Consider the following 11,115-nt stretch of genomic DNA (forward strand, 5'->3'; position numbering starts at 1 on the left):
GCAGCCCGCAGTGAGCACCCCGTCGGGAAGCCGCACCTCGTAGGATCGCGATATGACCTCCCCTCGCCGTGTCCCTGCAGACCTGCGGAAACGCGGGGGCTTTCGAGGAGCGGATGAATCGACCGCCTCGCTCATCCTCGGCCAGTTCTTCGTCGGTGGCTTTTTCCTGTTCATCGTGGCTTTCTTCCTCGCACTCGGTGCTGCGGATGAGTACGACGGGGTGACGTCCTTCATCGGGGCGAGCATCATGGCCGTCGTGCTGTCCGTCGTGTCGATGATCACCGCCCTGGTGGTCGGCCTGCCCCTTCGCCTCGTCTCGGCGCTGCGCGCGCGGTGGCTCGCCCATGGCGAGATCACCGTCCTCGGGGTCGTCGTCGGACTCGGCGCCTGCATCGTGTCGGTCGTGCTGGCGGGCGGAAGCGGGGGAGCGGCGTCCCCATGGTGGGCGTTCGTCATCTCGTGGGCGGTCCTCGCCTTCTCGGTCGCGCATTTCGTCTGGCCAGGGCGACGCCGGCCGCGAGAGTCCCGAGCACCCCGAGACGACGACCAGGCCGCGTGAGCACACGCGGGGAGGGTCAGCATCCGGAGGACCCGGGAGCACGGGACACCGATGAGCACGTCCCGACGCACACGCGGCGGGGATTCCTCATCGCTGCCGGAACCGGCGTCGCGGTGACCGGCGTCGGCATCTGGCTCTCCGCGAACTCCGGGGGAGAGGCAGACGACACCGGACGCCGCCCGGACAATCCCCGAGGGTTGCCCGAGTATGAGCCGGTCTACGACCGCGCGGTCACGGGTCTCGAGGTACCGCTCGGTTTCGAGGACTGTGCCGATCCCACGGTCCGCGCCGACCGCAGCATCGCGGGGAGTGATCGCCGAACCGTGAGCCCTGTCATCGACCGCTTCATCATCCACCACACCGGCACGACTTCCGACCAGTTGGAGTTCTTCTCCCGCTGCAACCGGAGATCATCGGCTCCCACCTTCTATCTGCGACACGACGGATCGGTCATCGAGACCATCCGCCCGGGAGCGAAGCCGTCGTCCACCGGCGCGGACTGGAACTGGCGGTCCGTGGCGGTGGAGACGCTGGATTTCACCGGAGCCCCGGAGTACACGGTGACCACCGCGCAGGTGGAGGAGATCGCGCAGATGATCGCGTGGCTCGCAGGCTTCGACGGCCGGACCCTGGACGGCGTTCCGGTGCGCTTCCCGATCGACCGAGAGCACGTCATCACCCACCAGGAGACATGGTCGGGAACGGAGTGTCCCGGTCCGTTCCTCCAATCGCGAGTGGATGACATCGTGGCGCGGGCGGAGGAGATCCGGAGGGAGTCACGGTGACGGCACGGGAGCGGGCTAGTTGTAGTTGAAGCACCGACTCGAGTCCGGCGTCGACTCCGGTTCACCCTTGTAGAGGATGAACCAGTTTGCCGCCGTCGCCTCGTCGACGTGCACATCCAGGAGCATGCAGGTATAGAGGACGCTGTCATCGCTTCGGAAACCGGCGTAGATCCAGGTCGTCCCGCACGGTGAATCCGGATCCGTGGCCAGCGTGATCTCATTCAGAGCGCCGCCTGAACCCTCTTCCCAGGTGCCGGAGAAGTCAACGGCATCTGCCCCGCGCAGCTCCACCGCGGTGCGCGGCGGATTCCCACCGCACCCCACATCCCGTGGCCACGCAGTCGCCTGGAAGGTACCGTCCTCAGCGAGCTCGAGCGTCGTCGGCAGGTCGCTTCCCGCCCGCCATGTCCCGTACGCATCGGCCTCCGTCAGGCTGTAGTCCGACGTCCCGCACGCCGCCAACGAGAGCATGAATGCGGTCAAGAACGCGAGCGCACCGACGCGGCCGCGATTCCGAGGGGATGGACGGGTGGGCACAGGCCCATCATGCAGCATCCACCCGTGTCACCGCGGCCGGCGACCCAGGAGAGTGTCACTTTCCTCTACTGGGGATGAGCATTACCCGGATGAGTAGTATTCCTCGTCCATAGCGTCGTGCTCGAGCTTTCGATAGTGGAAGCCAGTCGGAGATAGCCACCCCGCCACGGTGAGGGGCGTGGCTTCAGCCGTGGCAGGGCGCGGCGGGCTGAGGCAGTGACACCAAGATGGGCTGAACAGAATGTCGGCGACGGCCTGGTGCATGCCGGACTGCGCGATCTCCTCGTCGGTGTCGTGCGCAACGCCAGGGCTGCCGTCACTGAACGGCTGATCGTTCGACGCGCTGAGTCTCCGGACACACCGGGGCGAGTCAGATAGCCTGAACAAATCAGCGTTGGCGAATGTGCTGCGACAACGACGAAGCGGAAGAAACCGACACCATGGAACCACGCGCATCTCAATCGGACACTCGCCCACGGGCATTCAGCGCGCTTGTCGCGGGCCTCGTCGCAGCGTGTATGAGCCTTGCAGGCTGCTCTGTTCCAGCTAATCCCCTATGCAAAACATGGAAAATCTACGACACGCCACAGGAAGCAGCAAAGGACGCGGACGCGGTGGTCATTGGAACTTTAGTGAACCAGTCTGGAACGGAGGATTGGAACGGCGTAGAGATCAACGTTTGGCAGATGGACATCGAAAGTTGGATCAAGGGGTCTGGTCCGACGCAAATAGAAGTGGCGTCGCCTCCAGACACGTGTGGTCCATTGCCGACACCCTACTCATCGAGTGATCCACTTCTCCAGGCAGGAGACGAAGGCAGAGTCGCAGTCTTCCTGAGCAAGAGCGACGACGGATGGGTCGTGTTGAGCCCATTCCAGGGGACCATCTCCGTTCCAGCCGATGACGCACTTCCGTCGGAATGGCCGCCTCACGATAGCCCGAGCAGATGGAGCTCTTGACCATAAGCCTTGATCCACCGATGCGCTGAGAAAGTGCTTGCGGGACTGCCTGGTTGTGGCTGGTCCCTTTAGCTTCGCAGGTCCGGCTTGCCCTAGCCGTCGTAGCGGCCGCTCACGTAGCTCCGGTACCGGACTCCCCGGTGCTGCTCGTGTTGCCCGAGAGCCGTGTAGCTGTATCCGAGGGCGTCCGCCACCATGGGCGCTGGCATCGCGGCTACTAGCTCGTCGAGCGTGGTGTTCTTCGTCGCGAGGACGTCAACGCCTAGTGAGTTGAGCGCCGCCTTGAGCCGCTCGCGCGTGATGTGCCGCCCTGCGCGCGCTCCTGGAAAGAGGTAGGGGTTGGTGTCGACCGAGCCAGTCCGTGTTCGAGCTCTGGAGGCCAGATGCTGGCGGAGGATGCCGTCAAACGGCTCTGGGACGTGGACCGGGTCTTCCGCGAACCTGATCCTCATGCCCTCGACGGCGTCATCGTCGACCGCGTCCAGCCGCATCGTGGCGATGCGCGTCAGCGGTTGGCCGAAGACCAGCAATAGCATGGCGGCAGAACGCGCCGCGGGTGAGAGCGACTCCTCCGTCAGGTAGTAGCGAATCCACTCGAGTCGCTCGCCGTCGGTAATGCGCCTAGTCTGCGCACGAGCGTGGCGCGTGGGGGCGTGGAGTGGGGGAGCGAGTTTGCTTTCCTTCGCGAACTGCAAGAACCCACGGACTGTGTATCGACTCGAGTTTCCCGTCGTGAGCCAGATGTCGACGAGGGATTGGGTGCAGGCCTCGAGTGAGATCTCCTGCTCCTGGAGCCAGTTCAGGAAGTTCGCTGCTGCCGTGATTTGTTGCTTCGCGTTGTGTGCAGCGGAATGAACGTCGCCGTCGTTGCTCTGAATCCGTCTGATGCGGTGTAGGTGATACCAGACCGCGTATCGTTCGAGCGCGCGCTTGTGCTCGCCTTCGAACGACTCAACTTTATTGCGGATCCATGCTTCGAAACGTGTGAACGCCTCGTCGCGAGGGGCAAGGACGCCCACCTCAACGAGCAACGCTCTGATGTGGGCGACGGCGCCACCTTGCGGGAGGGCGTCAAGAATGGCGTGGTCCGGCGGACTCTGAGCTTCCGCGAGAGCCCCGAGCACCGACCTGACCTTGGCGGAGCGAATCCAGGTGAGGACGCTAGTGGGGCGGTCCGCTCGGAGCAAGTGGTCCCTGAGCTGCAGGAGATCACTGCGATGACTCTCGGTGGGGTGCCCGAGCGCCTCGTTGAGGTCATCGGATAGAGCGCAACGCTCGCAGAGTCCGGCGCGAAAGATCGCCCGCTCCTGGGAGCATCGTTTGCAGCGAAAGTCGCGGTTGATGCCGGCGCAATCTGCGCAGATCGGCTCATCCTTCGCGTCGATTCCCGGCAGCAACCGTTCGACATGGCAGCCGCCACAGGTTCCATGGGTATGGACGGCCCGGTCGTAGCATCGCCCGCAGATGAGGCCTTCAGGGAACCGATACTTAGTTGTAGATGCTGGAGCGAGGTCTCCGCAGCGCGCGCATCGGACCTCACCTTCGCCTCGCGGCCGGCCCTTAGGGCGGGGTCGTTAGCTATTCGGACTCATCGCGCAGAATTCGAGCTCGGCGGGGCCGCGCCTGGCTGGCGGGCCCCTTGAAGTCCACGACCTGGTTGACGACCTTCTTTGTGCTGGTGGCGTCCTGCGCAGACACGGTGATGAGATCCGCGGGCGTGCAATGGAAGATGTCGCAGAGCGCCGCGAGGAGGGGCAGCGAGAGGCGCTCTGGCCGTTGTGTGACCAACCGCCAGATCTGCGCAGATGACATTGTGAGGCCGTGGTTGTTGAGATGCGGAGCCAGGTCGGTCGAGTTGTGCATCCCGTTGCGCGCCATGAGTTCGGCGAGGTTCCAGGCGTAGTCGGCGGTGCGTCGCATGTCAGTCCTTCAATCCGTACTTGAGCGCATCGGCCATCGTACTGTCGAGCGTTTGTCTGAGTGTCTTGACACGAAAGTCGCTGGAGACCCCGGTGTAGAGCGCGGTGGTCGAGGCGTACTCGTGTCCAACCTGTTGTTGGACGAAGAGCGAATCGAACCCGCCCTCGATCAGGTGAGTGATGTAGGAGTGACGCAACGAGTGAAAGGTGAGGTCCTTGCCGAAGCCGAGCTCGTCGCGATAAAGGCGGAAGCGAGTGTTCAGCGCTGACTCGGAGACGAGCGTTCCTCGCTCCGTGGGAAACAGTGATGTGCCGCCGCCGAAGCGGGGGAGACCGCGCTCGAGCCACTCTTCGAGGATCTCCGAGCCCCACGGGAACACCGCCAAGACGTTTCGCTGCTTGTAGTCGGATCCCTTCATCGCCTTACCAAACCGGACGTTGAGGTGACCGTACTTTCCGAACTCAGGTGCGTGGGCGTTTCGGCTGAGGTCGAAGGTCTCGAGGTGTCGAATCTCGTTTCGTCGAAGGCCAAAGCAGTAGGTGAGTTTGAACAGCGTGCTATCGCGGAACGCCGCGGCCCACCCCTTCCTGTTCAGACGGGAGATGCTGTCGGCTTCATCGTCAGCGCGGTCAAAGAATGCCTGCAGCTCTCTGTGGCGGAACGGACGTCGGCGGCCACCATGCTCGGCCTCCTGGATGTGTCGCACCATATTCCACTGATGAAGCACCGGGACGGGGTGGGTGCCGAACATGTCGTTGCACCTGTTGACCCAGTCATACGCGGGGGAGCAAATGAAGTCGGTGAACATGCTGAGCGCGTCCTGGTACTTGCGGATCGTTGGCCGCTTGTTCCTGTGGATCGCAACCTGGTCCCCGAAGAACTCGTCTACGTGCTCGACGGTCCAGAGCCACGGGTACTGGTTCGTGGTCTCCATGAACCTGCGCACGAGCGCTTCACGGCCCTCAATCGTTCCGATGGAGAGGCCACGCGCGAGCTGCTGCCGACGAAAGCCGGACAGCATCTCGTTGAAGGTCTGCTCCTCGGGGTGAAGCACGGCAACGCCTGCGCCCCATTTGGCGTGGCTCGTCAGCTCGATGACCATGGAGACTCCCTTTCATTAGATGCAACTATCATTCACCAAACGAAAGATCGTTGCAACGACACGGGAGTCGAGGCATTCGAGCACCGCAACGCATCCAGCGGGCGGAGGTCGGCGTTGCGCTGTCAAAGTTGCATGAAGTGGCGGAAATCTAGGGGAGCACGGCCCCTCAGCGAAGTTTCGCGGTAGCCTCAGTCGTGGCGCCGGTGGGGCTGGAGTGGAATTTCATCCACTGCAATAATGACTGCTTAAGCTGACATAATGTGCATTATCGGATAATCCATATCCGGGATCTGGCAGGACGAGACAGGGTGGGAAAGCCGCCACCGCGGCCCTCGATCATGCGTTGACGTACGCCGCGAGATGCTCACCCGTCAACGTCGACCCGTCAGCGACGGGCTCGGACGGCGTTCCCAGGACACGCGGGCCTCGGACACCGGAAGGTCGAGCACCTCGGTGATGTCCTTGCCGCCGAGCTTGGGCTCAGCCGCTCAGCTCGAATCCGCTTCTGTGGTCGAGAGGTCACGACCAGACGCTTCTCGGAACGCGCGAGCGATAACCCACGCAGCACGAGCTGCGCGGCCGACGCCACCGTATGTCATACGAGAGGCGCCGCAGTGAACGGCGCTCGATCCGCGAACTGGAACGCGCGTCCGAAGAGCGTGGAGCCACTCGTGGGAGAGCCGGGATCTCGGGGCACCACGCCTGTAGCGGCCCAGAGCATTTCGCGCAGCCACTGCGCGCCTCCATAGACTCGAAAGTTACCGACGCGTTCAGCCGTGTGGTCAGCGCGCTCCAGCACGACGTGGATGCGTGACAACTCCTCGATCTCGTGGGAGTACACGGTCCACTCTTCGTTGGCTTCTCCGTACTCGAGCGGGTCGAACTCTGAGGATGAGTCCGAGGCGAAGTTCTCGAGTTCTTCGGGGCTCGCACGCTGACGCAGCAGCTGCGGTGCGCGCAGCGTGAAGGCGACGATCGCGAGTTCGGGATCCACGAACTCATCGATCAGATCCTCGCCGTACCGATCAAGATCTAGTGGCGTAGCGCCTAGTGAGACGAGGAAGGAGGCTACGTCGTCCACCAGAGGCATGGCGGGCACGTTGTAGTGTTCGCGCGCTGACTCCAGAAGCTGGTCGTAGGTCGTCATGTGTTCTCCAGCAGTGCTTGGGTCGGCGCCTGAGTTCTTTCGAGAGAGGATGGAGATTCCGCCACCGCGGCCCTCGATCATGCGTTGACGTACGCCGCGAGATGCTCACCCGTCAGCGTTGACCCGTCAGCGACGAGCTCGGCAGGCGTTCCCTGGAACACGATGCGACCACCGTCGTGGCCGGCTCCCGGTCCGACGTCGATGATCCAATCGGCGTGCGCCATGACCGCCTGATGATGCTCGATCACGACCACCGTCTTGCCCGCGTCGACAAGACGATCCAACAGACCGAGGATCGTGTCCACGTCGGCGAGATGCAGGCCGGTCGTCGGCTCGTCCAACACGTAGACGTCGCCCTTCTCGCCCATCTGGATCGCGAGCTTGATGCGCTGGCGCTCACCGCCCGACAGGGTCGACAACGGCTGTCCGAGCGACAGGTAGCCGAGCCCCACGTCTTCCAGGCGTCCGAGGATGGCGGCCGCGGCCGGGAGCTTCGCCTCACCCTCGCTGAAGAATACGCGGGCCTCGGACACCGGAAGGTCGAGCACCTCGGTGATGTCCTTGCCGCCGAGCTTGTACTCCAGCACCGCCGCCTGGAAGCGCTTACCGCCGCAGTCCTCACATGGGGTCTCGATCGTGTCCATGAACCCGAGCTCGGTGATGATGACACCGGCGCCCTTGCACGTGGGACACGCGCCCTCGGAGTTCGCGCTGAACAGGGCGGGCTTCACGCCATTCGCCTTCGCGAAGGCCTTGCGGATGGGTTCGAGCAGCCCCGTGTAGGTCGCGGGATTGCTGCGACGCGAGCCCTTGATGGCGGACTGGTCGATCGCCACCACGCCCTCGCGTCCGGTCACCGAACCGTGGATGAGCGAGCTCTTTCCGGAGCCCGCGACGCCGGTGACCACGGTCAGGACACCGGTCGGGATGTCGACGTCCACGTTCTGGAGGTTGTTCGTGGAGGCGCCACGGACTTCGATCGCGCCGGTGCGATCGCGCACGGTGCCCTTGAGCTGTGCACGGTCGTCGAGGTGCTGCCCCGTCAGTGTTCCACTGGCCGTGAGACCTTCGACGCTCCCCTGATAGCAGATCTCTCCCCCGGCGCTTCCGGCACTCGGCCCCAGATCCACGACATGATCGCCGATCGCGATGGTCTCCGGCTTGTGCTCGACGACGAGCACCGTGTTCCCCTTGTCGCGAAGGCGCAGCAGCAGCCCGTTCATGCGCTGGATGTCATGCGCGTGCAGCCCGATGGTCGGCTCGTCGAACACGTAGGTGACATCGGTCAGCGAGGAGCCGAGGTGCCGCAGCATCTTGATCCGCTGCGCCTCTCCCCCGGACAGCGTTCCCGATGGCCGGTCCAGGCTCAGATACCCCAGGCCGAGGGTCACGAAGGCGTCGAGGTTGGCACTCAGCGCCTGGAGCAGCGGCCCGGCACCCGGGAGGTCGAGCCCCCGGACCCACGCGGCGAGATCCGTCACCTGCATGCGGCAGGCGTCGGCGATGCTCACGCCGTCGATCTTCGACGATCGCGCACCGTCGGTGAGGCGCGTGCCGTCGCACTCCGGGCACACCGCGAAGGTGGCCACCCGCTCGACGAAGGCGCGGATGTGCGGCTGCAGCGCGTCGAGGTCTTTGGAGAGCATGGACTTCGTGATCTTCGGGATCAGGCCCTCGTAGGTCATGTTGATACCGGAGATCTTGACCTTCGTCACCTCGCCGTAGAGGAACAGGTGGCGCTGCTTGTCGGTGAACGAGGCGATGGGCTTGTCCGGCGGGTAGAACCCGGACTGCGAGAACCCCTTCACCATCCAGCCGTCGGCGGTGTATCCGGGCACCATGATCGCGCCCTCGTCGAGGGACTTCGACTCATCGACGATCTGCGAGAGGTCGAGATCGGACACCACTCCCCTGCCCTCACATCGCGGGCACATGCCGCCGAGGTAGATCGCGTCCTTCACGATCTTCTTCTCCCCGCCCGGCCCGGTCATCACTCCGCTGGCCTTCTGCGTCGGGATGTTGAACGAGAACGCCGTCGGCCCGCCGATGTAGGGCTGTCCGAGCTTGCTGAACAGGATGCGGAGCATCGCATTGGCATCCGTCACCGTGCCGACGGTGGACCGCGGATTCGCGCCGAGGCGCTCCTGGTCCACGATGATCGCCGTGGTGAGGCCTTCCAGCACGTCGACGTCGGGTCGAGGGACGGACGGCATGAAGCCCTGCACGAAGGCGCTGTACGTCTCGTCGATCATCCGGCGCGATTCGGCGGCGATCGTGTCGAAGACGAGAGAGCTCTTCCCGGAACCCGAGACCCCGGTGAACACCGTGAGGCGTCGTTTCGGGATGTCGACGCTCACGTCCTTGAGATTGTTCTCGCGCGCGCCCTGCACACGGATGAGATCGTGGGTGTCCGCGGGGTGCTCGGCAGCGGTCATGCGGCGTCCTTCGTGGTGGTGGGGCCGTCAGGCGGCCTGGTTGATGCGGAGCAGGTTGCCCGCGGGGTCGCGGAACGCGCAGTCGCGCACACCGTAGGGCTGATCCATGGGTTCCTGGACCACGTCCGCCCCCTCCGCGACCAGACGGTCGAACAGGGCGTCCAGGTCGTCGCTCGCGAGTGTCAGAGCGCCATAGCTGCCCTTCGCGATGAGCTCCAGTATCGTCTGCCGTTCGGCGTCGGTGATGCCGGGGTCGGTGGCCGGCGGGTGGAGCACGATCGAGGTCTCCGGCTGGCCTGCGGGGCCGACCGTGAGCCAGCGCAGGCCGTCATAGCCGACGTCGTTGCGCACCTCGAAGCCGAGGGCGTCGCGGTAGAAGCCGAGCGCCGCTTCGGCGTCGGTGTGCGGGAGGAAGGCGTAGTGGATGCTGATGTTCATGATGCTCACGTTAGGTGCGCCTCGGGGCGCGGCGCTTCTCGATTCCTGATCGGTCGGGTGACCTGCTTCGCCTGGAACGACGGGATGCCCTCGACGTTCGCGGCGCGTTCACGGTACACGCTGGGTGGGACACCGACCAGCTCCGAGAACCGGGTGCTGAACGTTCCCAGCGAGGAGCAGCCCACGGCGAAGCACACCTCGGTGACGCTGAGGTCGCCGCGACGCAGCAGCGCCATGGCGCGTTCGATGCGGCGGGTCATGAGATAGGAGTACGGGGATTCGCCGTAGGTCTCGCGGAACCGCCGACTGAGGTGGCCGGCGGACATGTGCACGCCCCGCGCCAGGGCCTCGACGTCCAGGGGCTTCGCGTACTCCCGATCGATGCGGTCGCGTACCTTCCGCATCACGACCAGCTCCCGCAGTCGAGCGTCATCCACCGGTGTCACGTGATGATCCTGCCATGACGCCGGAAGACGGGGAATGACCATCCGCGACGCGCGGAGCCGCTCCTCCCCCGCTGTCGGACTTCCGGCGCTACCCTGGGGGCATCCTCACAGGATTCTCTCAGAAGGGGTTCCCCGTCATGTCTGAAGCAGTCGCAGAAACGAAGTCTTTCTTCAAGTCCATCCGCGTGGCTCTCGCGGTTTCCGGCGTGCTCGCGCTGCTCGCGGGTATCGCGTTGCTCGTCTGGCCGGTGAAGTCCGCCGTCATCGTGACGGCGATCTTCGCGTCGTACCTGATCGTCGCGGGAGTCGTCTACATCGGCCTCGGCATCTTCTCCCGCGCCAAGGGCGGCTGGTCTCGCGTCGGCCACATCGTCCTCGGCTTGCTCTACATCGTCGCCGGCGTCATCGCGTTCTTCAACCTGAACGTCGCCGCCGCCACCCTCGCGCTGGTCGTCGTGATCTTCATCGGCGTGAGCTGGATCGTCGACGGCGTCGTGGCGCTCTCGCTGCTCGGCAGCGATGGGTCGCGAGTGTGGACCGTGATCTACGCCATCCTCAGCATCATCGCCGGAATCATCGTCCTCTTCTCGCCGGTCATCGCCGGATTCGCGCTGTGGCTGCTCCTGGGCATCTCGCTCGTCGTGCTCGGTATCGTGCAGATCATCCGCGCGATCACGCTGGGCAAGGATGAGAAGGCGTTCACCACGGGCGCTGCCGCCGTCTGATCTTGGATACGCACGACGCCCCCGGGCCTCCGGGGGGGGGGCGGGGGGGGGGGGGGGGGGGG

General features: G+C 64.6%; 11 protein-coding genes. 3 read left to right on the plus strand and 8 right to left on the minus strand.

Translation table 11 applies throughout. The annotated features are described in order from the left end of the window. The first annotated feature begins 52 nt into the window (after positions 1 to 52). Positions 53 to 559: a hypothetical protein gene (locus M4D53_RS15350; RefSeq protein WP_259954873.1), complete on the plus strand. Its 507-nt coding sequence runs from the start codon at positions 53 to 55 to the stop codon at positions 557 to 559. Beyond that, a complete protein-coding gene (locus tag M4D53_RS15355) occupies positions 556 to 1,344 on the plus strand; it encodes a peptidoglycan recognition protein family protein (protein ID WP_259954874.1) in 789 nt (262 codons plus the stop codon). Before M4D53_RS15350 ends, M4D53_RS15355 begins: the two co-directional genes overlap by 4 nt. A 15-nt stretch (positions 1,345 to 1,359) precedes the next feature. Here M4D53_RS15355 and M4D53_RS15360 read toward each other — a convergent pair whose 3' ends face one another. The 8 genes from M4D53_RS15360 to M4D53_RS15395 form a co-directional block, all read right to left on the minus strand. Next, positions 1,360 to 1,827: a hypothetical protein gene (locus M4D53_RS15360; RefSeq protein ID WP_259954875.1), complete on the minus strand. Its 468-nt coding sequence runs from the start codon at positions 1,825 to 1,827 to the stop codon at positions 1,360 to 1,362. A gap of 1,105 nt (positions 1,828 to 2,932) precedes the next feature. Further along, positions 2,933 to 3,964: a hypothetical protein gene (locus M4D53_RS15365; RefSeq protein ID WP_259954877.1), complete on the minus strand. Its 1,032-nt coding sequence runs from the start codon at positions 3,962 to 3,964 to the stop codon at positions 2,933 to 2,935. Positions 3,965 to 4,418: 454 nt separating this feature from the next. Next, a complete protein-coding gene (locus M4D53_RS15370) occupies positions 4,419 to 4,760 on the minus strand; it encodes a helix-turn-helix domain-containing protein (protein ID WP_259954879.1) in 342 nt (113 codons plus the stop codon). A gap of 1 nt (position 4,761) precedes the next feature. After that, the gene (locus M4D53_RS15375; RefSeq protein ID WP_259954881.1) at positions 4,762 to 5,862 is read right to left on the minus strand and encodes a tyrosine-type recombinase/integrase; all 1,101 of its coding nucleotides are present in this window, start codon (positions 5,860 to 5,862) and stop codon (positions 4,762 to 4,764) included. A 595-nt stretch (positions 5,863 to 6,457) separates the two neighbouring features. After that, the gene (locus M4D53_RS15380) at positions 6,458 to 7,009 is read right to left on the minus strand and encodes a hypothetical protein (RefSeq protein ID WP_259954883.1); all 552 of its coding nucleotides are present in this window, start codon (positions 7,007 to 7,009) and stop codon (positions 6,458 to 6,460) included. Positions 7,010 to 7,086: 77 nt separating this feature from the next. Beyond that, a complete protein-coding gene (locus M4D53_RS15385; protein ID WP_259954885.1) occupies positions 7,087 to 9,444 on the minus strand; it encodes an ATP-binding cassette domain-containing protein in 2,358 nt (785 codons plus the stop codon). A gap of 27 nt (positions 9,445 to 9,471) precedes the next feature. Continuing rightward, positions 9,472 to 9,882, minus strand: coding sequence for a VOC family protein (locus tag M4D53_RS15390; RefSeq protein WP_259954886.1), 411 nt, complete (start codon positions 9,880 to 9,882; stop codon positions 9,472 to 9,474). A gap of 5 nt (positions 9,883 to 9,887) precedes the next feature. After that, positions 9,888 to 10,286 carry a helix-turn-helix transcriptional regulator gene (locus tag M4D53_RS15395; RefSeq protein ID WP_259954888.1) on the minus strand — a complete coding sequence of 133 codons (399 nt, stop codon included), beginning with the start codon at positions 10,284 to 10,286 and terminating at the stop codon, positions 9,888 to 9,890. A 179-nt stretch (positions 10,287 to 10,465) separates the two neighbouring features. Here M4D53_RS15395 and M4D53_RS15400 point away from each other — a divergent pair, with 179 nt between their 5' ends. Continuing rightward, positions 10,466 to 11,053, plus strand: a complete 588-nt coding sequence (locus M4D53_RS15400; protein ID WP_101845765.1) for an HdeD family acid-resistance protein — start codon at positions 10,466 to 10,468, stop codon at positions 11,051 to 11,053. Positions 11,054 to 11,115 lie beyond the last annotated feature (62 nt).

It is taken from the genome of Microbacterium meiriae (assembly GCF_025143875.1).
Classification (GTDB): domain Bacteria; phylum Actinomycetota; class Actinomycetes; order Actinomycetales; family Microbacteriaceae; genus Microbacterium; species Microbacterium meiriae.

Excerpts from the sequence above, each read along its gene's own strand:
- M4D53_RS15350 (WP_259954873.1), top strand. The coding sequence starts at position 53 with ATGACCTCCCCTCGCCGTGTCCCTGCAGACCTGCGGAAACGCGGGGGC.
- M4D53_RS15370 (WP_259954879.1), bottom strand. The coding sequence starts at position 4,760 with ATGCGACGCACCGCCGACTACGCCTGGAACCTCGCCGAACTCATGGCG.
- M4D53_RS15375 (WP_259954881.1), bottom strand. The coding sequence starts at position 5,862 with ATGGTCATCGAGCTGACGAGCCACGCCAAATGGGGCGCAGGCGTTGCC.
- M4D53_RS15380 (WP_259954883.1), bottom strand. The coding sequence starts at position 7,009 with ATGACGACCTACGACCAGCTTCTGGAGTCAGCGCGCGAACACTACAAC.
- M4D53_RS15385 (WP_259954885.1), bottom strand. The coding sequence starts at position 9,444 with ATGACCGCTGCCGAGCACCCCGCGGACACCCACGATCTCATCCGTGTG.
- M4D53_RS15390 (WP_259954886.1), bottom strand. The coding sequence starts at position 9,882 with ATGAACATCAGCATCCACTACGCCTTCCTCCCGCACACCGACGCCGAA.
- M4D53_RS15395 (WP_259954888.1), bottom strand. The coding sequence starts at position 10,286 with ATGCGGAAGGTACGCGACCGCATCGATCGGGAGTACGCGAAGCCCCTG.
- M4D53_RS15400 (WP_101845765.1), top strand. The coding sequence starts at position 10,466 with ATGTCTGAAGCAGTCGCAGAAACGAAGTCTTTCTTCAAGTCCATCCGC.